This window comes from Clostridium sp. UBA4395, from assembly GCF_002390995.1.
Taxonomy (GTDB): domain Bacteria; phylum Bacillota; class Clostridia; order Clostridiales; family Clostridiaceae; genus Clostridium_J; species Clostridium_J sulfidigenes.
The window spans coordinates 196,959-220,361 of sequence record NZ_DGRF01000077.1 but is presented as its reverse complement, the minus strand read 5'-3'; the positions used below and the strand labels follow the sequence as shown (position 1 = coordinate 220,361).

Here is a 23,403-nt window from a genome sequence, read left to right as displayed (position 1 = left end):
ATCAATATGTATTATTGCAAAAAAATAGTCACTGGATAAGAATCCCAGTGACAGTTTTTTTAACATAGGAATTCTCATAGTCGGATTTTATCGGTATCCGGTAGAAACATCTAATCCATCGCATTAGACCTATATGAAAATTAGTGATTATTTCTTTTTACAAGATTATAATATCAACTTTATATACCTATGTCAATGATTTTACGTATATTAATTTTATTTTTATTTATAACGTTCGTGTATTAATAATGCCCTTTTTCAAATACTTCTCTTATTTCATCTAAATTTCTTGTTTTTCCCAAGGCTAAAATCATCTTTATTCTAGCCTTTTGCCCTGGCATGCTATCCCCAAATATAACACCCATATTTCTTAATTGTTTTCCTCCGCCTTCATAACCATAACTATCTAGAACTCTCCCCTTATAACATCTAGAAACTATTACTACTGCCACACCTTTATTTATAGCCTTTTCTACAGAACTCGCCATTAACGGTGGAATATTACCTCTCCCCATAGCTTCAATTACTAATCCCTTAGCACCTTGACTAACACAATAATCTATAAGTGTTCCATCCATTCCTGCACAGGATTTAATAAGCTGAACATTATTTTCTATTACATCAGTATTTATATATTCCTTTGTAGTGCTTCCTCTATAAAACCTTACTTCATTACTGTCAACAATACCTATTGACCCAAATTCTGGACTTTGAAACGTATTAAGGTGCATAGAGTGAGACTTTGTAACCTCACTAGCACAATTTAGTTCATTATTTAAACATACAATTACTCCACGATTTCTTGACTCTTTAGATGTAGCCGTACAAATTGATGCTGCTAAGTTAGCAGGTCCATCGTATCCTAGCTCAGAACTATTTCTCATGGAACCCGTAACTACTACTGGCTTTTCACTATTTATAGTTAGCTGTAAAAAATAAGCTGTTTCCTCAAGAGTATCTGTTCCATGGGTAACTACTACTCCATCTACATCTTCTCTTTCTAAAAACTTCTTAACATAATTTGATAATTCCATCATTATATCTGGGGTCATATGAGGGCTTGGAAGGCTAGAAAATGTATATGATTCTACTTCTGCATAGGATTCAATACCTGTTACCATGGACATTATTTCTTCACCTGTTAAATTAGGCACCGCTGCTTTTATTTTTTCATCTACCTTCATAGATATAGTTCCACCATTAAATATTACTACAACTTTACTCATACTTTATGTACCTCCAAAATCTTTATTATTTACAATCCAAAATAAAAGTTCAATTACACTTAACTTGTTTATAATCAATTTTAATTATATCTCTTTATCAAGGACATTGTAAATGTACCTTATCCATTATAGTCATTTCAATGAAATCTTTTACATAATTAAATATATTACATTGTGTAGAATTATACAATAAAAAATATAGTTTTGAATTTAATATTAATTTCAAAACTATATTTTTGAATTTAAAGAAAACGTCTTAACATTCATTAGATAATTATGCAGATAAGTCCACCATTTCCCTCATTAATAATTTTCTGAAGGGTTTTTTGAAGTTTAATTTGCACATCTTCAGGCATTTTGTAAAGTTTATTTTGAAGCCCTTCTTTAACTAATTCTTCTAAAGACTTTCCAAACATGTTACTTTGCCAAATTTGTGAAGGATCATTTTCAAATTGCTCTAAAATTGATTTGTAGAACTCTTCACTTTGTTTTTCACTACCCATTATTGGTTGAATTTCAGTTTCAATATCAGCTTTAATTAAATGTAATGATGGAGCTGAGGCTTTTAGTTTTACTCCATATTGATTACCCTTCTTAACAATTTCAGGCTCTTCTAGTTTCATTTCAGTAAGCTGTGGTGCAACTAATCCATAACCTGTCTCATTAACTTCTTTTAATGCCTCCTCAACCTTATCATATTCTATTTTAGCCTTGTAGAAACTCTCCATAATATTTAATAAATCATTTTCATTTTTTATATCAGTATTACAAATCTCTCCAAGGATCTTATAAAATAATTCATGTTTTGGATTAATATCCACACAGGAAGTACCTTCTCCCATGTTCATTTCTTTAACTTTTATGTCTGATAAGAATTCAATTCCTTTAAAGGCATCAAGACATCTCTTAACATCTCTAACTTTATAGATATCTTTACACATGGCTTTTAGAATAGTCATTATATTTACCTTTAACCAATGAGATGAATTTAAACTCTCCATCCACTGAGGCATATCAATATTTATTTCTTTTACCGGGAACTCTCTTAGAACTGTATCAAATATTTGTGTAATCTCATTGTTTCCTATATTCATTACATCCATAACTTTTACAGGAACATCATACTTTTCTTCTAGTTCCCTTCCTAGGCCTTTACTCTCTTCTGAATTTGGATTTACAGTGTTTAGAACTATTATAAATGGCTTATTTATCTCTTTAAGCTCCTTTATAACTCTCTCCTCAGCATCTACATAATCCTCCCTATCTAAGCCTGTAATACTTCCGTCTGTAGTTACAACTATACCTATTGTAGAGTGATCTGTTATTACCTTCTTAGTTCCTATTTCTGCCGCTTGCTCAAATGGAATTTCATAATCATGCCATGGAGTAGAAACCATTTTAGGTGCATCAGCCTCTGTATAGCCTAATGCATTCTTTACTATATATCCAACACAGTCAACCATTCTAACTTTAAATTTCACTCCGTCCTCAAACTGAATTTCTACAGCCTCATTAGGAACAAATTTAGGTTCTGTAGTGTGAATAGATTTTCCTGATCCACTCTGTGGCAATTCATCTTTTGCTCTGTCCTTCTTATGAGGATTTTCTATGTTAGGTATAACCATTAGTTCCATGAACTTTTTAATAAAAGTAGATTTACCTGTTCTAACTGGTCCAACTACCCCCACATATATATCCCCTTGAGTTCTTTCTGCTATATCTTTATATATATCAAAATTTTCCAAGGCTACCCTCCCGCAACTACATATTAACATTATATATATATTGATATAGAATTAATATTATGCATTAATAAAATAAAAAAGTTCCCCTTTTTATTTTCAAAGGAAAACTTTTAATACTTGATAAGTTTTTAAATTAAATTATTCACTTTTAGCATAACTAAGTAATTCTTCTAATGTTAAGTCCTTATTGTGACAAAGGTTACTAATTGTTTTATTTCCAACATATCTATAATGCCATGGCTCATATTTATAGCCTGTTATATCTTCTTTAGTCTTAGTATACCTTAAAATAAAGCCATACTTATAAGCATTTTCTAGAACCCAAGCACCTTCTTTGGTATTCTCAAAGGATTGATTTAAATCAAAGGCCATATCTCTGCTAGTAATATCAATAGCTAATCCAAGTTGATGTTCACTTTCACCTGGTTTTGCTACATATTCACTATGTTCACTGTCTTTATTTTGAATATCCTCATTGTAGATATATGTCTGAGAATCATATCCTCTAAATCCATTACTTAAAAATAAATTAATACCTTCTTCTTGAGCATCATAAAACATCTGCTCTAAATCTTCAACCATAGTTCCACTAACTAGGTTTTTTTCATTACTTTTTTCAGATACTAAATTGATATTCGGAATAACTAAATTATCTGGCATATACTCCTTAGAAAGTAAATTTTCTTTGTTTACCAATGTATATAATCCCGTTGTATCACTATTAATAATATCTTTTATTTCTTTTATCTCATCCTTTGTTAAGGTAGCGCTAACTGTAGAGTCATTTAAATCAGGTACTTCTCCTAAATCGTTATATTCATGTTCATTAATACTATTGCCCCTAGAAGGTGTTGTTTTCCCTTGGCTATATTTAGAAGTTTTATTCTCATAATCATTGTTGAATATATTAGCCGTATCAAGGACTTTTGAATCTTCCTTTAACACAAGTCCGATCATTATACCCACTAAAAATAATAACCCAACAATTATTGTAGTTCCATTATTAAAACCTGATTTCTTTTTGTAAAAAATATCTTTTCTTTTATAAAATGCATTTTTTTTCTTTGTATAATTTTTATTATTGAACATACGTTTTTGTTAGCCTCCTACCTTTATCTTCAATTTTTCATTGAAAATAAAATTAATTCTCATCTATCTAACCTTATATCATTATATCAAATATTAAGATATTATCAAAATAAAATATTTTAATTAAATAAATGTTTACAATTCATTGTTTTCATCCTTATATTTTCTTCCCATTAATTTTGTAACACATTCTTTAGCATTCTTGCCTTTAAAAAGAACTTCATACAATGCAGTAGTTATTGGCATATCTACATCAGTTTTAGATTTTAATTCATGAAAGGCTTTAACAGCCTCAATTCCTTCTACAACCATACCTATCTCTTTTACGGCTTCTTCCATTGTCTTTCCACTTCCAATTAATATTCCTGCTCTTCTGTTTCTACTATGCATACTAGTGCAAGTAACTATTAAATCACCCATTCCTGTAAGCCCATAGAATGTCTCAGCTTTTCCTGAGAGCTTAGTTCCAACCCTTATTATTTCACTCATCCCTCGAGTCATTAGAGCTGCTTTAGTATTGTCTCCATATCCAATGCCATCTGAAATCCCAGCAGCAAGGGCAATGATATTTTTAAAAGCTCCCCCTATTTCCACTCCAATAAGATCATTATTTGTATAAACTCTAAATGTATTATTGCTAAATACATACTGGATTTTTTTTGCAGCTTTCATATCCTTTGATGATACCGTTACTGTAGTAGGTATATTCATTGCTACTTCTTCTGCGTGACTAGGACCTGATAGCACTACTACAGAATGACCTTTTATTTCATCTTCAATTATTTCTGACATTCTTTTTAATGTATGATTTTCTATGCCCTTAGCCACAGTTACAATTATTTCATCTCCTTTAAGAAAAGGCTCTACTTTTTTTGAAATATCTCTAATAGCCTTTGAAGGTACTGCAAGAACTATTATATTACTATTTTCTATAGTTTCTTCAAGATCACCATAGGCAGTAACTTTTTCTGGTATGACAATTCCCTTAAGATACTTTGTATTTTCTCTTTTTATATTAATATCATTAACTGTGCTTTCACTATGGCACCATACAGAACATTCTGCCCCTTTCTTAGAAAGTAATACAGCTAAAGCTGTACCGAAACTTCCTCCTCCTATAAAAGAAATCTTATTCACCTTATCCCTACTTTCTTAAATTATATAAAACAATGAGAATAAATAATATAATATTTATTCTCATTGTCTCTATTAATTTCTTCTTATTTACTAAAAATCCATTTGTAATAAAAGATATAAAACTTTTATTAATCTTCTTTTCTCTTCCTAAATATAGTTTTTATTCCGGTACCTTTAAAATCAAAACTTTCCCTTAGCTTATTCTGTAAATATCTCTCATAAGAGAAGTGTAGTAAAGCTGGATCATTTACAAAAAATATAAATGTAGGTGGTTTTATATCCACTTGGGTTACATAATAAATTTTTAGTCTTCTTAATGCAACTACTGGAGGTTCATTCATAAGTACAGCTTTACTTACCACATCATTTAATACCCCTGTAGCTATCCTCTTAGTATAATTATTATAGCACTCTTTAGCTACATTTAAAACTTTGTTTACCCTTTGACCTGTTAATGCAGATATAAATAGATAATTAGCATATGGCATAAAAGATAATCCTCTACCGATTCTAGCTTTATAATCATTCATAGTCTTATCATCTTTTTCAATTAAATCCCATTTGTTAACTATTACAACTATTGCCTTATTAAGTTCATGGGCATATCCTATAATCTTTTCATCTTGATCACTTAACTCTTCTGTAGCATCAAGAATCAATATACACACATCTGATCTCTCTATGGCTGTAAGAGTTCTTATAACGCTATATCTTTCTATCTCTTCTTTAATTTTACTTTTTCTCCTTAATCCTGCAGTATCTATTAATATAAATTTACCCTCATCAGTTTCTAATTTACTATCAATAGCATCTCTTGTGGTACCTGGAATATTACTTACTATATTTCTATTTTCACCTAGTAACTTATTTATAAGTGAAGATTTTCCAACATTAGGCTTACCCACCATGGCAATTTTTATGTATTCTTCATCTTCTTCGCTACTTCCTAACTCATCAAAATGAGCTACAACTTCATCAAGCATATCTCCAAGACCTAATGCTTGAGTCGCTGAAATAGTTACTGGATTACCTATACCTAAGTTATAAAATTCATAAGCATTATCTTCTAATTCTCTTCTATCAATTTTATTTACTACTAATGTTATTGGTTTTCCTGATTTTCTAAGCATTTGTGCCACTTCATAATCTGATGGATGAAGACCGGCTTTCCCATCTACTATAAATATAATTACATCTGCTGTTTCGATAGCAATATTTGCTTGCCTTCTCATTTGAACCATTATAATATCTTCATTTTCTGGCTCAATTCCACCAGTATCAATAATTGTGAAATTATGTCTTAACCATTCAGCCTCTGCATAAATTCTATCTCTTGTAACTCCTGGTGTATCTTCTACTATAGCTATTCTCTTTCCTGCTAATTTATTAAAAAGTGTAGACTTTCCTACATTTGGTCTTCCAACAATAGCAACTACTGGTTTTCCCATATTAATCCTCCCTTAAATGTTCATTTATTATAGTTATTAAATCATCTCCTGTAAAATCACAAATAATAACTTTTCTATTTAGTTCTCTAGATAAATCTTCCACAGTATAATCATCTAATAGTATGGCTTTATCTGAATTAGAAAGTTCATAGCCTTTTCTAAGGACGTTATCAGGTATTATTATATAGTCTCCAACTTCTCTTTCTTTAAGTGTATTTATTATGTCTATTCCTGTTAAAAGCCCTGTTACTGTTATAGTCTCTCCAAAAAACTTATTTGGTATCTCCTCTACGGTAATATTTATATTATTATTTAACCTTTGAATTTTATCTTTTATATGTACTATTTCAGGATAAACTAAAGCCCCTGTTACAAAGGTAAAAGATCCCACTCCACCTTTCTTTAAATCTGGAAGTGTAGTATCTATGGTATCCTTTAATAGAGTTACCATTCCTACCCCATCTTCAATTTGCTCAAATCCTTGGTAATGCTCAGAGTCTGGTAATGATTCCCCTGATACTATATAAAATTCGTCTGACAATCTAACAAATGGTGTTCCACTTTCTTCATAGTACTTTTTTTGTAGCTCTTTAACTAAATTGATTTGTTTTAAAGAAGTTTCTTGTGTAAATAAATTTAGCTTTTTTAATCCTTCTCTATGCTTAGTTATCCCTAAGGGTACTACTGCTACACTATTAACATTAGGATAAAGTCTATATAGATCTTCTATAGTGCTAACTAATTCTTCTCCATCATTAATTCCTGGGCAGCAAACAATTTGAGTGTTCATCTTTATTCCTGCTGCTGATAACCTCTTAAGTATATCATACATTTTACCCGCAAATCTATTGTTGAGCATTCTAACTCTAAGTTCTGGATTTGTAGTATGTACAGATACATTTATAGGACTTATCTTGTATTTTATTATTCTTTCTATATCCTCTTCTTTCATATTAGTTAGAGTTAAAAAATTTCCTTGTAAAAAGGATAGTCTAGAATCATCATCCTTAAAATATAAAGTTTCTCTCATTCCTTTAGGTAATTGATCTATAAAGCAAAAAATACAATCATTATGACATGTCATAGGTTTATCAATAATTCCTTCTCTAAATACTATCCCTAAATCTTCATCATAATCCTTCTCAATTTCAATTTCCCAAATCTCTCCATCTTTCTTCTCCACTTCTAAAAGAAGTACTTCATCAGTAATAAGAAATTTATAATCTATTATATCTTTAACATCATTTTCATTTATCCTTAAAAGTCTATCTCCAACCTCGATATCTACTTCTTCTGCAATAGAATTTGGAATAACCTTACTTATTTCATTTTTCATATTTGTATCTCCTTCATTCCTATAGCATGATTATACCACTATTATGTTATATTATCTTAATTATATTCCCTAGTCAATGCACCTCATTAAGATTACCTCAAAGCTTTCTATTTTTCAACAAAAATATAATTTAATTTCTAAGTAAAATAAAAAAGCTGACTACACATAGCCAACTTGTAATTTGAAGATGGATTTAAATTAATTTAATTTTAGTTTTTCTCCGCACTCTAAATATATAGTCCATTCACAAATATTGGTAGCATGGTCTGCCATGCGTTCCAAAAACTTGCATATAAATAAAAATTGACTAGCTTGATTTATAGTTGTTTGATCATTTCTCATTATTACAAGTAATTCATCAAATATACTCTTAAATAATTTATCTACCTGATCATCCATTTTACTTACTTCATGAGCTCTACTTATATCTGTAGTTATATATACCTCTAAAGAGTCTTTAATCATTTTTTCTACAATTTTAGCCATATTAGGTATATCTATAAGTTCCTTAATATAAGTTTCTCCTATAAGTTTTTTTCCAATCTTAGCTATGTCTACAGCATGGTCTCCCATTCTCTCTAAATCAGTTATGATCTTTGTAGTGATAAATATCCTTCTTAAATCACTGGCTAAGGGCTGCTCTGTAGCCATTAGTTTTATACACTTATCCTCTATATCTTCTTCAAAGTCATCTATTACATCATCCTTTTGAATTACTTTTTCTGCTAAGACTTCATCCTGTTTTTTTAATGCATCAATGCTATCTTCTATTTGTTTGGCTACAGCCTCACCCATGGCCATTAAATCTTCATGAAGTTGTTGTAACTTAAGATCAAAACTATTTCTTGTCATCTTCTTCACCTACACTTTATAAATTTTAATTATTGATAACTACCTAATTTCATTCTATTATTAACCAAATCTTCCTGTGATATAATCTTCAGTTCTCTTATCCTTTGGCACATGAAACATCTCTTCTGTCTTTCCATACTCCACAATTTCTCCATTTAAGAAGAATGCTGTTTTATCTGATATACGTCCTGCTTGTTGCATATTATGAGTTACTATGACTATAGTGTATTTTTCTTTAAGTACGTCCATAAGTTCCTCTATCTTAGAAGTTGATATTGGATCCAATGCAGAAGTAGGTTCATCCATTAGTATGACCTCAGGTTCAACAGCTATGGTCCTAGCAATACAAAGTCTTTGTTGTTGCCCTCCCGATAATCCTATAGCACTTTTTTTAAGCCTATCCTTTACCTCTTTCCAAAGAGCTGCTCCTTGAAGAGATTTCTCTACAATTTCATCTAACTTTTTTTTATCCTTTATTCCATGAATTCTAGGTCCATAGGCAATATTATCATAGATAGACATTGGAAATGGATTTGGTTTTTGAAATACCATTCCTATTCTTTTTCTTAATTCTATTTCATTTAGCTCTTTGTAGATATTGTTATCTTCAAAAAAAACTTGCCCTTCTATTTTTACATCATCAATTAAATCATTCATTCTATTTAAAGTTCTAAGGAAAGTAGACTTTCCACACCCCGATGGACCTATTAAAGCTGTAACACTATTCTTATCTATTTCTATATTTATATTTTTAAGAGCATGATTTGTTCCATAGTGTAAATTAAGATCTTTTACAGATATTATTGACATCATATTTCCTCCTAGTTACATTCTAATGATTAAAATTTTTCTTTATTTATTGTTTTGGTGATTCCCTTAGCTATCAAGCTTAAAGCTAAAATTATAAATATTAGTATAACTCCAATTGCAGATGCTAGCTCTATATTTCCGGCTTCCTTAGTAACTAGATAAGCATGTACAGTAAGAGTCCTACCACTAGACATAAGGTTTTGTGGCATTGCAGCTACTGTACCAGCGGTTAAAAGAATTGCTGCTGATTCGCCTATAATTCTTCCAATAGATAATATTACTCCTGATAAAATTCCTGGCATTGCACTGGGAACTACTATTTTATATAAAACTTCAAACTTAGTTGAACCTAAAGCTACTGCACCTTCTTTATAACTTTGAGGAACTGTCTTTAAAGCTTCTTCTGTGGTTCTTATAATTACAGGTAGTACAATAATAGCTAATGTTAAAGAACCTGATACAATTGAAAACTGCAATTTAAGAGTAGATACAAAGAATACTGTTCCAAATAGTCCATATATTATAGATGGTATACCTGCAAGACTTTCTGTTGCAAACCTAATTAATTTAACTCCTCTTCCTTGCTTTGCATACTCTTGTAAATATATAGCTCCACAAATCCCTATAGGAATTGATATTAATAAAGATAATATTACCGTTAACAATGTAGTAACAATCATGGGAAATATACCACCACCATTTGTGGGAGAATAATCTCCAAAAATGAAGTTAAAATCTACAAGTCTAAAACCTTTTTTAAATATATATCCTACTATAATAGCAATAATTAGAGCTGTAATAGCTGCAGATAACCATAAAATAGTTTTTAATATATTGTCTTTTATTTTTCTCATATTAATTACCTGCCTTTTCTGATATTTTAGCTATTACAAAGTTTAACAATAGAATGAAAGAAAACAAAACTACTCCTGTTGCAAAAAGCATTTCTTGATGTGTTCCAAAGGCATATCCCATTTCCAATGCTATATTAGTAGTGAGAGGTCTTACACTATCTGTTATATTATTTGGTATTATGGGGCTATTCCCAGCAACTAAGATAACTGCCATGGTTTCTCCTATTGCTCTTCCCATCCCTAGTACTATAGCTGTTAAAACTCCAGACTTAGCTGCTGGTAAAATTACTTTAAATATAGTTTCAATTTTAGATGCACCTAAAGCTAAAGATGCCTCTTTATATTGTTTTGGTACTGATCTTATAGCTGTTTCTGCCACTGAAATAATAGTTGGTAGCATCATTACCGAAAGAACTATTATAATGGCAAGTAAACTTTGTCCTTTAGGAAGGGATAATTTACTTTGAATAGCTGGTACTATTATTCCAAGGGCAAAGACTCCAAATAATACAGAAGGAATTCCTGCTAATAATTCCACTCCTTGAGACATTATCTTAGCTACTGATTTAGGTGCTATTTCAACAATAAAAATAGCTGTTAATATTCCTATGGGTACCCCTATAACAAGAGAGCCTAGGGTTCCATATATAGAAGCAATTATCATAGGAAGAATTCCATACTTTTCTGAACTAGGTACCCACTCTGTTCCTAGTAAAAATTCTCCAAAGGAATATCCTTTAGATATAAATGGTGTCAAACCCTTATAAAATACAAAACCTATTATTAAAATTAAACTTATTACTGCTATTAAAGCACATACTTTAAAAACGTTCTCTGATATACCATCAATGATATATTTTATCCCCTTAAGTTTGTGGGGTTTTTCCATCTTAAATGATTTCACTGACATATATTTGACCTCCAATTTAAATTTAATAGACCTTTAAGATAATTTTTCTCTCAAAGGTCCATAACCATTGTGGCATATAAATTATCTATTTTACTTTTATTCCACCAGCTTCTTCAACAATACCTTGACCTTTTTCACTTAAAATGTAGTCAATAAATTGCTTTCCATCCTTTGTTAATTTATCTTCTTTATATACTACTAGGAAAGGTCTTGATAATTTATACTCTTTGCTTAATACTTTTTCAGGTGTTGCTTCACTTCCCTCTATTTTTAAATCCTTAATTGAATCATCTAATTGTTCAAAAGAAATATATCCTATTGCATTTTTATTTGTTGAAACTGTAGTTTTAACACTTCCATTACCTTCTGCTATAGTTGCATTTTTCTCTAATTCTTCTGAAGTATATCCTACAATTTCTTGGAAAGCATCTCTAGTTCCTGAACCATCTTCCCTTGAAACTACCACTATTGGCGCATCAATTCCTCCAACTTCCTTCCAGTTAGTTACAGCTCCTGTATATATGTCCTTAATTTGTTTCATAGTTAAGTTTTCTGCTTTATTTGATGGATGGATTACTAAGGCTATTCCATCATAAGCAATTACTGTTTCAGCAAGTTCTGATTTTTCTTCATCTTTCAACTCACGTGAAGCCATACCTATTTCACTAACGCCTCCTATAGCATTTTTTATTCCTGCTGAAGATCCTATCTGTTGAACCTCTACAGTAACATTTGGATTTTCACCTTTGTATCTCTCTGCTTCCTTTTCCATTAGTGGCCCTACAGAAGTTGAACCTGATATTTTGATAGTTACAGCTTTTGCTTTATTATCACTAGTATTATTACCGCTATTATTTGAATTGGAAGTATCCTTTCCGCCACAACCTACTAATAATCCCATGGTCATTGTTGCAACTATTCCTGCTATTAATATTTTTATTGACTTCTTTTTCATTTAAATTCCCCTCCAATTTGTTTTTTTATTTATCTTACAATATTGATTATATTCTTTATTAGTTAAGCTATTATTATCCATATATTAAAAAAACTTTACTTAGGTTAATAATACTTAACATAAACAGAGTTTTTAACTTCACAAGAAAAAGACTAGAGAATTTTCTCTCTAGTCTTTTATGAATATATTATCTTATCTTAATTATTCTATTTTTCTATATGATATGGAATTGTAATAATAAATTTTGTACCAACGCCTAAAGTACTTTCTACATCTATACTACCATTAAAACCAATAATTATATGTTTAACTATAGCAAGACCTAATCCAGTACCACCCTTTGCCCTAGATCTAGCTTTATCAACCCTATAAAATCTTTCGAAAAGTCTTGGTATATACTCTTTTGCAATTCCCATACCACTATCTTCTACAATAACTTTAAAGTAGGTATCATAAATTATCTTTGTTATTACTACTGTATCAAAGGCTTCACTATATTTTATTGCATTATCTACTAGATTTATAAGCATTTGTTTAAATTTATCCTTATCTCCTAGAATATTAGGTATCTCATCTCCAACTATACTTACATGCACCTGCTTTTGTTCGCCAGTATTTTTCATTAAATAAAAAACATCCTCTATAGCTTTATTTACATTAAATACTTCTTTCTTAAATTCTTGTTTATGCTCAATTTGTGATAACAATAATATATCTGATATAAGTGTTGTAAGTCTTTCTGCTTCTTCATTTATTATAGTTAAAAATTTTTTCTTAGTCTCATCATCATCGACCTCTTTTAAAGTCTCAGCAAAACCTCTTATAGATGTAAGAGGAGTTTTAAGTTCATGGGATACATTAGCCACAAATTCAGTTCTCATATTTTCTAACTTTTTCAAGTCAGAAATGTCTTGTATTACTGCTACTGCTCCAATATGCTGATGATTATGAACTATAATATCTGCGGTTCTAACCCTAAGAAATTTTATAGTTGGAGCACTTAACTTAAACTCTTTAATATCTCTATCTCTCATAGAAAATATAAATTTTAAATTCACTTCTTTACATATATTTTCAACTGGATTGCCTACTACATCTTCTTCAATATTAAAAATTTTCTTTGCATAGTTGTTTATCATTATTATATTGTGACTATTATCTATAGCAATTACGCCACTTTCCATACTTTGAAGAATTGCTGAAAGTCTATTTTGCTTTTCACTTACCTCATGTAAGCTACTTTCAAGTCTATCAGCCATATGATTAAAGTTCAAAGCTAATTTGCCAAGCTCATCATTGGTGGTAATTTTAATTCTTCTACTTAAATTTCCATTAGTGATCATAGAAGTAATAACATCTAAATCTCTAATTGGTTTAACAATTATATAGGATAACTTATTGGCAATCCAAAGAGATATAAAAATCATTATAATTATAGCACTACCATACCATACTATATATGTATCATTTAATTTATGTGTTGCTTTTACAGGGGTTGAAACTCTAACTACTATACCATCTTCTATAGCTACAGCATAGTAAATAACATACGTTTCTTCCCTATCACTATATCTAGTAGCAGTACCTTCCCCTTTAGATTTAGCCATGATAACTTCATCTTTATTATTATAATTTATTAATTTTTCCACATTTCCTAAAGAATCAAATTTGGCAGTGCCATTGCTATTTATAATAGTAATTCTAATATTCAAATTTTTCATTTTATCTACTACATTAGAAAAACTCGCCTGGTCAATGTTGTGTAACTGTTCACTTACTAAATAAGCATAAACATTTAATTGTTCTTTAGCACTCTCTTCACTTTCATAGGTAACTATTGTATAAAATACTGTAGTTAGAAATCCTAATACAAAAACTAATGCTGCAAAAACACTTAGCATTAGTCTTTTTTTCATAGTTCTTTGTGAATTATCTTTCATAACTTTCCCCAGAATTAAATTTATATCCTATACCTCTAATAGTTTGAATATAAATTGGATTTTTATCATTATCTTCTATCTTTTGTCTTAAATGTCTCACATGTACATCTACAGTTCTAGTTTCTCCTACATATTCGTAGCCCCATATCTTATCTAAAAGAAAATCTCTTGTCATAACTTTTCCTTTGTTTTTTATCAGTATTTCTAAAAGTTCAAACTCTTTTAATGTAAGCTCTATTTTTTCTTTTCCCTTATATACTTCATGTTTTTGATAATCTATATTTATATCTCCAAACTTAAAGCTATTGTCTTCTTGTTTAAAACTAGTTCTTCTTAATATAGCCTTAGCTCTAGCTACTAGTTCCCTCACTGAAAAAGGTTTTGTTATATAGTCATCTGCTCCTAACTCTAAACCTAAAATCTTGTCTAACTCCTCACCTTTTGCTGTAATCATAATTATTGGTGTAGACTCTATAGATGATTTTTTTCTAATAGACTTACATACTTCTAACCCATCCATCCCCGGTAGCATAAGGTCTAAAAATATTAGATCTGGCTTTTCATCTTCAGCTATTTTTAATGCATCAATTCCATTATCAGCAGTTATAACCTTAAATCCATTCTTAATTAAATTAAATTTAATTAGTTCCTGAATATGTGCCTCATCATCAACTACTAATATTGTTTTTTCCATAAATATCACTCCTTAAACTCATGGATAAATACAAAGGAAAATAATCTACCATGAGATTCTTCTTCTTTTCTATATGAATATAACTTTTTATCCTTGCTACAGTATGTACATAAATTTAAACATACTATATCACTATTCTTGATACCTTCATTCATTAACTCTATCTCTACACACTTTTGTAAATCCAAATTTCTACCATAATTAATTTGTTGATTTTTAAATAAATCACAATCCTTGAAATTATCTATAAGCTCTTGGCTTACTTCATAGCAACAGCTTTTATTATGAGGACCTATAAAAGCTTTAATATAGCTATGATCACACCCATAATTTTCTTTCATAACTTTAATTCCTTTAGAAACTATATTATTCAAAGTTCCTTTCCACCCACTATGAAGAGCTGCTATTACTTTATTTTTAGTATCTACTAAAATTATTGGCACACAATCCGCTGTAAATACCCCTATAGCAACTTGTTTTTCTTTTGTTACAATACCATCTCCATCATAGTTTACTATATCCATATTCTCTTCGTAAGAAAATACTTTAGTTCCATGAACTTGATTTAAATATACAACCTCATTTACTTTAAACCACTTTTTTAAATTATTTAAACTAGACTTTCCTTCATTAAATGTTTTATTAAAGTTTAAATTATTTTTTGCTGTAGAAAATCCAATGGTTATATCACCTAAATCATAGGTGAGAAATTCATTATTTTCTATGTTGTAGGATCTCATATTACTTATCACCACTTAAACCCTTTATCTCTTCTATAAAACTATTAATATCATCAAACTTTCTATATACAGATGCAAATCTTATATAAGCAACTTCATCCATATACCTTAATTTCTCCAATATTAATTCTCCTATTTCCTCGGATCTTATTTCACTAGTCATGGTATTATTAAGTCTTTTTTCAATAGAATTTACTAAGTTTTCTATCTCTAATCTTGATACAGGTCTTTTCTCACAGGCTCTTATAACACCACTTATGATTTTATCCCTATTAAATAACTCTCTAGTTAAGTTTCTTTTTATAACAAATATTTGTATATCCTCTATTTTTTCATAGGTAGTATATCTTTTATTGCAATTAAGACATTCTCTTCTACGTCTAATTGCACCATCATCTTCTGTTGCTCTAGAATCTACAACCTTACTTTCTTCTCCATTGCAATAAGGACACTTCACTATAATCACATCCTCTAAGTTTTTTCTGTTTATACTACGATTATACACAAAGTATTCACTATTTGTATATAATTAATTATTTTCTCCTAATTATTTTCAACAATACCCTCTCCATCTACTAAAATAACATCTACTCCAATTTTTTTAATTCTCTCCCAAGGCAATTCTATATCTTCATTTTTTGAAAACCATCCAGATTTCTGTGTTGGAAGTATTATTGCTTCTAATTTATATTCATCACAATTAACTTTAAAATCTTTTATATAGCCAAGTTTAGTACCTGTGTTAATATCTATTATCTCCATAGTTTTTAAACTATTTATCGCAAACATTGAAGTTTCCATAAAAACTCCCTCCTTAAATTTTATATCATTTAATCTATATTCTCTTTAAAATAATATAGAACATAAAAAAGAGCCTAGGCTCTCTTTTTTATACCACCTTGATATAGCTATAATAATCTATAAATCAAAAAGGAGCCTAGGCTCCTTTTTGCTGAGTTATAAATTTTTAATTTTAACCTCATTGCAATGAATTTTAATACAATATGATTTCACTACATAAACTATTGCAACTAGTTTTAATTCTAAATTAAGCTACCTACCTGTAAATAAGCATATTACACGTGTTTCCTCATATGTTTAAGTGCTGTCTTTTCCAATCTCGAAACCTGAGCTTGAGATATTCCAATTTCATCAGCAACCTCCATTTGGGTTCTTCCTTGGAAAAATCTTAAGTTTAAGATTAGTTTTTCCCTATCTGTAAGCTTCTTCATACCTTCTTTTATTGATATATTTTCAAGCCATCCATCATCTAAATTCTTACTATCACTAATTTGATCCATAACAAATATGGCATCTCCACCATCATGGTAAATAGGTTCAAATAATGAAATGGGGTCTTGAATTGCATCTAGTGCAAATACTATCTCTTCTTTAGGCATTTCTAGTTCTTTTGCAATTTGAGAGATAGTTGGCTCCTTATTATCTTTGTTAACAAGCTTATCTCTCACTTGTAATGCCTTATAAGCAATATCTCTTAAAGATCTACTTACTCTAATAGAGTTATTATCCCGAAGGTATCTTCTAATTTCTCCAATTATCATCGGTACTGCATAAGTGGAAAATCTAACATTCTGACTTAAATCAAAATTGTCAATAGCCTTCATTAGACCTATGCAACCTACTTGAAATAAGTCATCTACATTTTCCCCTCTGTTATTAAATCTTTGAATTACACTTAATACTAACCTTAGATTTCCTTTTATAAAATCCTCTCTACAGCCCTTATCACCTTGCTTTATCTTGATTAGTAGTTCCCTCATTTCCTTCTCTTTTAATACAGGTAGTTTCGAAGTATTCACTCCACAAATTTCTACTTTATTAATCATCATAAGGTCTCATTCCCTTCAGAATAATTACATTAAAATTATCTCCTGATGTAGCTTTTTTATACTAAAGACAACCTTATAACATTTTATTAATTTCTTTTTTAAGTCTCTTAATTATTCTTTTTTCCAATCTAGAAATGTAGGATTGAGATATACCAAGCATATCCGCAACCTCCTTCTGGGTTTTTTCTGTAATTCCATTTAGTCCAAATCTCAACTCTATTATTTCTTTCTCTCTACTATTTAATTTATCCATAGCAATTCCAAGAAGTTGCTTATCTACTTCTTCTTCTATATAGTTATATACTACATTACTATCAGTTCCTAATATATCTGATAATAACAGTTCATTTCCATCCCAATCAATATTTAATGGTTCGTAAAAAGATATTTCTGTTTTTATCTTATTATTTCTTCTTAGATACATAAGTATTTCATTTTCTATACATCTAGAAGAATAGGTTGCTAATTTAATCTTCTTTTCTGGTGCAAAGGTGTTTACGGCTTTTATAAGTCCTATAGTACCTACTGATATTAAATCCTCTACATTTACTCCTGTATTTTCAAATTTCCTTGCTATATAAACTACCAACCTTAAGTTACGTTCAATTAATATGGATCTTATGCTTTCATCTCCCATTTCTAAGTTTTCTACCAATACTTCCTCTTCTTCTTTAGTCAATGGTGGTGGTAATGCATCATTTCCCCCTATGTAGTAAATTGATTTTGCAAAGCCTTTAAACTTACTTAAAAATCTACTTAGTATGCTTTGTAACCCATTTCTCACTTCTAAAAATTTTTTTGATATTTTATTCATAAAAATTCCTCCTATTCTATAATCCCCCTTGGTAAAAGTCCATTATAATCACTATGTTTGCTAAGCTTATTATCACAAAATGCCAATATCAAACTTTCTTCTTTTATATTTCCATTAATGTTTATCTTCACACTATCTGGTCTAATTCCAATAAGTTTTCCATTACATCCACTTACCACAGAATAAGGAATGTTATATATACTATGGTTCTTTAAATTCAACTCTTTGAAAAACTTCCTTTCTACAATTATTACAGGCAAATTTGTTGCTGGCTCTCTAAGTTCATTACCTGTATCTAAAAAGGCTTTTATTATAGTCTTCACATTATCGATACATATTTCAGTAGTATATACATAATTAGTTAATGAGCGTCTATCTTTTACATATACAGTCAACTTATAAATTAACATATAAATAATCATTAAAGACAATATTAGATTCTTATAGGAAAAATTATATATCATAGCACTTGATGATAAAGATGGATTATCCTTTATGGCTATATAAAAAGACATTCCTGCAAGAAGTACAGAATACAATATAAATATTCCAGTAGCTTTTAATACTTCACCCATACTTTTATCTTTAATAGATATTATCATCATCAGTAGAGCTACTACTATTTTAAAGGGCGTAGATGTAAAAAACTGTAGTTTAGGAATAACTATAGCAAAAACATATGAAGCACCAATAGCTGAACTTAGCATTAACCTACCCATTGAAACCTTCTTTTTTATAGTTTGCATAGTTATTGTTAGTAAAAATAAATTCACTAAAAAATTTTCTAACAAAAGCATATCTAAGTACACTACCATTTTATTTACCCCCTTAAAGATTATTATATAGGTTGCTTACGGTAAAATTTGTAAAATCATATGGTAAAATTTCATATTATTACTAGAAAATTATGTCATTTTACGATTTTTTTTTTAAATTAAGTATCTATTAAAAAATAAACTGTGTAATTTAAACAAAAGTCCTTGAAATAATAAAGGGCTGAAATAGAATACGTATCATTCTAATTCAGCCTTTACATGGAATTTAAAAAATTTAAATAAGAAGAGACTATTGCAAAATGATTTTTAATCATTTTGCAATAGTCTCTTAATAAAATAAATAATAATCTTATATTATCTCATGCTTTTTCTTAGCCATGTAGGAACTGTAAAATCTTCACTTTCCTCTTTAGAAGGTGTAGTAGCTTCACTTGATTGAGTTGCTGCTACCTCTGATTTAGGACTCTGACTTTTAATAGAGTCAAAGCTTACTCCACTTTCCATTTTAGCTTTTTCACAATCAAACCCTGTAGCAATAACTGTTATTCTTATCTCATCATTTAAGCTCTCATCAATTACAGCACCAAATATAATATTTGCATCTGGATCAGCTTCTTCCTGTACTATTTGTGCAGCTTCATTAATTTCTAACAAAGACAAATCAGATCCCCCAGTAACATTTAAAAGTACTCCAGTTGCTCCTATAATTGAAGTTTCTAAAAGTGGACTTGCTATTGCTTCTCTTGCAGCATCTTGCGCTCTATTATCGCCAGTTCCAACACCTACTCCCATATGAGCAAGCCCTTTATTAACCATAATAGTGCTTATATCTGCAAAGTCCAAGTTAATTAATCCTGGTATAGTTATTAAGTCAGAAATACCTTGTACACCTTGTTTTAAAACATCATCTGCTTTTCTAAAAGATTCTACAAGGGTAGTTTTTTTATCCACAAGAGATAATAATCTTTCATTTGGAATTGTTACTAATGTATCAACTGATTCCTTTAAAGCCTTAATTCCAGCTTCTGCATGAATCATTCTTTTTCTTCCTTCAAAAGGGAAAGGTTTAGTTACAACACCTACAGTTAAAATCCCCATAGATTTAGCTATTTCTGCTACTACTGGTGCAGCTCCTGTACCAGTTCCTCCACCCATTCCACAAGTAACAAATACCATATCTGCACCTTTTAATGCTTCAATTATTTCTTCCTTACTTTCTTCTGCTGCTTTTCTTCCTATTTCGGGATTTGCACCAGCACCTAAGCCTCTAGTAAGCTTGTCTCCTAATTGGATTTTAAACTCAGCCTTAGATAAAACTAATGCTTGTTTATCTGTATTAATACCTATGAATTCAACATTTTTAAGTCCTTCTTCAATCATTCTATTTACAGCGTTGTTTCCACCGCCACCACAACCTACAACTTTAATTTTACATAAATCATCATTTTGAACATCGAAATCAATCACTTTATTACCTCCTCATTAGAAAAACTCTTTAGAATTCCTTTTAGTCTTTTTATAAACTTATTTTCTTTACTTCTATTATTGCTGCTACTCAACTTTTCATTACAACTTTCACAGGAACTTTTTTCTTTATTAAATATTTCTTCTTTGCTTAAAACATCTCTTATGATTCCTGTAGCTGTTGAATATATTGGATTTGCTGCTCCAACATAATTTGGAACACCTATTCTAACTGGCTTTCCTAATATTTCTGAAGCTATAGTCGTAATATCTCTAAATAAAGATATTCCACCTCCAACAATTACGAAACTGCCAATTTGATCACTTAATTGCTCTTTTTCAATGCGCTTATTTATTATTTCAAGTAGTTCTTTAACTCTTTCACCTATTATATCTACTAGCATTTCATAATTAATTTCCACTATACTATTTCCACTAGTGTTAATCTTTATTTTATGATTTTCAGTTGAATTATCTTTCAATAATGTATTACATTTAAATTTTAATCTCTCACTATCTTGTAATGATAACTTTAGGCAAATAGAAATATCATTTGTAATATTATTACCACCTAAGGGTACTGAAAAGTAATCTAAGAATCTATTGTTCTTAAAAACTGTAATTTCCATATTAGAACTTCCAATATCGATAATTGCTACACCTTTAGAAAGCTCAAGATCTTCAATTATATCCTTGCTTATACCTATAGCATTAACTACCCATCCCTTTATCTCAATTCCAGCTTCTTTTAAACATTTTTTATATCCATCAACATATTTTTTACTTAGTATAAATGCGTTGCCTTCTGATTCTAGTACCTTCCCTTTCATTCCTAATGGATTAGTAATATTCTTCATAGAATCAACTATGTATTCTTCAATATCAACTTGGACAATTTCTTGCTCCTTGCCAACACAAAACTTTGCAACTTCTCCTACATTTAATATATCTTCTTTGCTAATCTCTTTCATTTCTGGGAAAGACAAAACACCTTTAGTCTTTACGATTTCACATAAAGAAATTGGTACAGATAAGTATGCTTCTTCTAATGGTGAATTTACAATTTCCTTTAAACGCTCCACTACATTGCGTAAAATATAAGAAATATCCTCTTCATCCAACATTACATTATCCTTAACTCCCTCATAATCTGAAGTAGTAATTCCCATAACTTGTATTTTGTTTTCTTGGTCTAATCTCCCAACTACTCCACATACCTTTGAAGAACTTATATCTATTCCAACAATGTAATTATTCATATAACATATTCCTCCCACATTCTACTTCCTAAGAAGTTTACAGTGTACAAAGGTATATTCAACATGAAAAATGAAATTCCTTCAAAATAGCAGAATATTTTTAGAATATATTTATATAATGCCTAGTCTCTATAATACCTTACTACCATATACAGGTAAATAACGAAATTATCTCAATATATTATAAATACGCCATTTAATCATTTATATTCTATCTATAGTATAAAACTTAATTAAAAAAAACACAATAGCTAAATTCCCTATACCATTGATATTATAGGTTTTCTAAGAAGCAAAGAACTCTGTTTACAGTTCTTCTTTATCAATATATCTTATAATTTTACTTATAGCCATTTCCATAGTCTGCATACCATATTTTGACGAAGTTTCCATAGTTGATGGTATTTGATGTATTTTCCCTTCTCTAATTAAATTTTGAACTGCTGGGGTATTAACCATTACTTCAAGAGCTGCAATTCTTCCACTACCATCCACCTTCTTAAATAATCTTTGACATACTATACCTTTTAACACCGTAGAAAGCTGATTTCTTATCCTTAATTGCTGTTCTGACGGAAAATAATTTATGATTCTATCAATTGTTTTGTAGGCACTTATGGTGTGTAATGTAGAAATTACTAGATGTCCTGTTTCTGCTGCTAGAAGTACTGCTGACATAGTTTCTAAATCTCTTATTTCTCCAACTAAAATTACATCTGGATCTTCTCTAAGTATGGCTCTTAGTCCACTATCATAGCTTTCCGTATCCCTTCCTATTTCCCGTTGATTAATTAGAGACTTCTTATGATTATGTAAATACTCTATAGGATTCTCCAAAGTCACAATATGAGTTTTTTTATTTGAATTTATCTCATTTATCATAGCTGCCATAGTAGTACTCTTACCACTTCCAGTTGGCCCAGTTATAAGAATTAAGCCATCCTTTTTATTTGTAAATTCCTTTATAATTGTAGGCATATTTAAATCTTCTAGAGTTGGAACTTTTACTGGTATTACTCTAATTGCAATAGTATCAAAACTTCTTTCTTTATATACATTAACCCTATACCTGCCTACATCCGGTAGAGTATATAGTATATCTCTCTCCCCTATTTCATTATATATAAAGTAATCTTCTCCAAGGATTTCCTTACTATATTTCTTAACTATTTCTTCAGATAAAACTTCTTCTATTACATTTAATAATTCTCCATTTTTTCGTAGAATAGGAGGTGCTCCTACAGACAGATGCAAATCTGAACCTTGATTTTCAACCACATATTTTAAAAGTTCCTTTAGTTCCATTTTTTATCTCCTTACATATAATAAAATACATTTCCACCTACATTGTTATTTTTATAATTATCTACTTTACATTAAGTTTACTATAATTTTAATTAGTATATCAATTTATATAATCGTATTAAATATATTTATATTTATATAATTCTTTAACATTAGTTAAAGTTTTCTAAAAAATATGATATGTATTGATTCATATATC

Annotated in this window: 22 protein-coding genes and 1 riboswitch; all 22 genes read right to left on the bottom strand. The window is 29.7% G+C overall.

The genetic code is table 11. From position 1 onward, the window contains the following. Nucleotides 1-57 precede the first annotated feature (57 nt). A riboswitch (purine riboswitch) is annotated at nucleotides 58-157 on the bottom strand. 85 nt (nucleotides 158-242) lie between these two features. Then, nucleotides 243-1,226 (bottom strand): asparaginase, encoded by a 984-nt coding sequence (locus B2694_RS14855; RefSeq protein WP_346886393.1) that lies wholly within the window; start codon nucleotides 1,224-1,226, stop codon nucleotides 243-245. A 266-nt stretch (nucleotides 1,227-1,492) separates the two neighbouring features. Next, nucleotides 1,493-2,971, bottom strand: a complete 1,479-nt coding sequence (gene spoIVA, locus B2694_RS14850; RefSeq protein ID WP_346886392.1) for a stage IV sporulation protein A — start codon at nucleotides 2,969-2,971, stop codon at nucleotides 1,493-1,495. A gap of 138 nt (nucleotides 2,972-3,109) precedes the next feature. Beyond that, nucleotides 3,110-4,060, bottom strand: coding sequence for a M15 family metallopeptidase (locus B2694_RS14845; RefSeq protein WP_346886391.1), 951 nt, complete (start codon nucleotides 4,058-4,060; stop codon nucleotides 3,110-3,112). 135 nt (nucleotides 4,061-4,195) lie between these two features. Continuing rightward, a complete protein-coding gene (locus B2694_RS14840; protein WP_346886390.1) occupies nucleotides 4,196-5,197 on the bottom strand; it encodes an NAD(P)H-dependent glycerol-3-phosphate dehydrogenase in 1,002 nt (333 codons plus the stop codon). A gap of 128 nt (nucleotides 5,198-5,325) precedes the next feature. Then, nucleotides 5,326-6,645, bottom strand: coding sequence for a ribosome biogenesis GTPase Der (gene der, locus B2694_RS14835; RefSeq protein WP_346886389.1), 1,320 nt, complete (start codon nucleotides 6,643-6,645; stop codon nucleotides 5,326-5,328). Nucleotide 6,646: 1 nt separating this feature from the next. Then, nucleotides 6,647-7,981: a DUF512 domain-containing protein gene (locus B2694_RS14830; RefSeq protein ID WP_346886388.1), complete on the bottom strand. Its 1,335-nt coding sequence runs from the start codon at nucleotides 7,979-7,981 to the stop codon at nucleotides 6,647-6,649. Between the two features lie 198 nt (nucleotides 7,982-8,179). Continuing rightward, a complete protein-coding gene (gene phoU, locus B2694_RS14825) occupies nucleotides 8,180-8,833 on the bottom strand; it encodes a phosphate signaling complex protein PhoU (protein WP_346886387.1) in 654 nt (217 codons plus the stop codon). A gap of 60 nt (nucleotides 8,834-8,893) precedes the next feature. Next, a complete protein-coding gene (pstB, locus tag B2694_RS14820; protein WP_150844780.1) occupies nucleotides 8,894-9,643 on the bottom strand; it encodes a phosphate ABC transporter ATP-binding protein PstB in 750 nt (249 codons plus the stop codon). A gap of 29 nt (nucleotides 9,644-9,672) precedes the next feature. Beyond that, nucleotides 9,673-10,497 (bottom strand): phosphate ABC transporter permease PstA, encoded by an 825-nt coding sequence (pstA, locus tag B2694_RS14815; RefSeq protein ID WP_346886386.1) that lies wholly within the window; start codon nucleotides 10,495-10,497, stop codon nucleotides 9,673-9,675. Nucleotide 10,498: 1 nt separating this feature from the next. Beyond that, a complete protein-coding gene (gene pstC / locus B2694_RS14810) occupies nucleotides 10,499-11,407 on the bottom strand; it encodes a phosphate ABC transporter permease subunit PstC (protein ID WP_346886385.1) in 909 nt (302 codons plus the stop codon). An 85-nt stretch (nucleotides 11,408-11,492) separates the two neighbouring features. Then, nucleotides 11,493-12,362 carry a phosphate ABC transporter substrate-binding protein gene (locus B2694_RS14805; RefSeq protein WP_346886384.1) on the bottom strand — a complete coding sequence of 290 codons (870 nt, stop codon included), beginning with the start codon at nucleotides 12,360-12,362 and terminating at the stop codon, nucleotides 11,493-11,495. Nucleotides 12,363-12,568: 206 nt separating this feature from the next. Beyond that, on the bottom strand, nucleotides 12,569-14,302 hold the full coding sequence (locus B2694_RS14800) for a HAMP domain-containing sensor histidine kinase (RefSeq protein ID WP_346886383.1): 1,734 nt from the start codon (nucleotides 14,300-14,302) through the stop codon (nucleotides 12,569-12,571). Then, nucleotides 14,292-15,002, bottom strand: coding sequence for a response regulator transcription factor (locus B2694_RS14795; RefSeq protein ID WP_346886413.1), 711 nt, complete (start codon nucleotides 15,000-15,002; stop codon nucleotides 14,292-14,294). The genes B2694_RS14800 and B2694_RS14795 overlap by 11 nt, the downstream gene beginning before the upstream one ends. Beyond that, complete coding sequence (gene pgeF, locus B2694_RS14790; RefSeq protein ID WP_346886382.1) at nucleotides 15,002-15,736, bottom strand: peptidoglycan editing factor PgeF; 735 nt, start codon at nucleotides 15,734-15,736, stop codon at nucleotides 15,002-15,004. The genes B2694_RS14795 and pgeF overlap by 1 nt, the downstream gene beginning before the upstream one ends. Before the next feature lies 1 nt (nucleotide 15,737). After that, nucleotides 15,738-16,193: a transcriptional regulator NrdR gene (gene nrdR / locus B2694_RS14785; RefSeq protein WP_035132824.1), complete on the bottom strand. Its 456-nt coding sequence runs from the start codon at nucleotides 16,191-16,193 to the stop codon at nucleotides 15,738-15,740. 86 nt (nucleotides 16,194-16,279) lie between these two features. Then, complete coding sequence (locus tag B2694_RS14780; RefSeq protein WP_346886381.1) at nucleotides 16,280-16,537, bottom strand: YlmC/YmxH family sporulation protein; 258 nt, start codon at nucleotides 16,535-16,537, stop codon at nucleotides 16,280-16,282. Between the two features lie 275 nt (nucleotides 16,538-16,812). Then, entirely contained in the window at nucleotides 16,813-17,586 is a 774-nt protein-coding gene (sigG, locus tag B2694_RS14775; RefSeq protein WP_035132671.1) for an RNA polymerase sporulation sigma factor SigG, read from the bottom strand. Between the two features lie 73 nt (nucleotides 17,587-17,659). Then, entirely contained in the window at nucleotides 17,660-18,400 is a 741-nt protein-coding gene (sigE, locus tag B2694_RS14770) for an RNA polymerase sporulation sigma factor SigE (RefSeq protein ID WP_346848319.1), read from the bottom strand. Between the two features lie 11 nt (nucleotides 18,401-18,411). Then, nucleotides 18,412-19,215, bottom strand: a complete 804-nt coding sequence (spoIIGA, locus tag B2694_RS14765) for a sigma-E processing peptidase SpoIIGA (RefSeq protein ID WP_346886380.1) — start codon at nucleotides 19,213-19,215, stop codon at nucleotides 18,412-18,414. Nucleotides 19,216-19,530: 315 nt separating this feature from the next. Further along, the gene (gene ftsZ / locus B2694_RS14760) at nucleotides 19,531-20,643 is read right to left on the bottom strand and encodes a cell division protein FtsZ (RefSeq protein ID WP_343824218.1); all 1,113 of its coding nucleotides are present in this window, start codon (nucleotides 20,641-20,643) and stop codon (nucleotides 19,531-19,533) included. Continuing rightward, on the bottom strand, nucleotides 20,640-21,899 hold the full coding sequence (gene ftsA / locus B2694_RS14755; protein ID WP_346886379.1) for a cell division protein FtsA: 1,260 nt from the start codon (nucleotides 21,897-21,899) through the stop codon (nucleotides 20,640-20,642). The genes ftsZ and ftsA overlap by 4 nt, the downstream gene beginning before the upstream one ends. A gap of 306 nt (nucleotides 21,900-22,205) precedes the next feature. Further along, a complete protein-coding gene (locus tag B2694_RS14750) occupies nucleotides 22,206-23,204 on the bottom strand; it encodes a type IV pilus twitching motility protein PilT (RefSeq protein ID WP_346886378.1) in 999 nt (332 codons plus the stop codon). Between the last annotated feature and the right edge of the window lie 199 nt (nucleotides 23,205-23,403).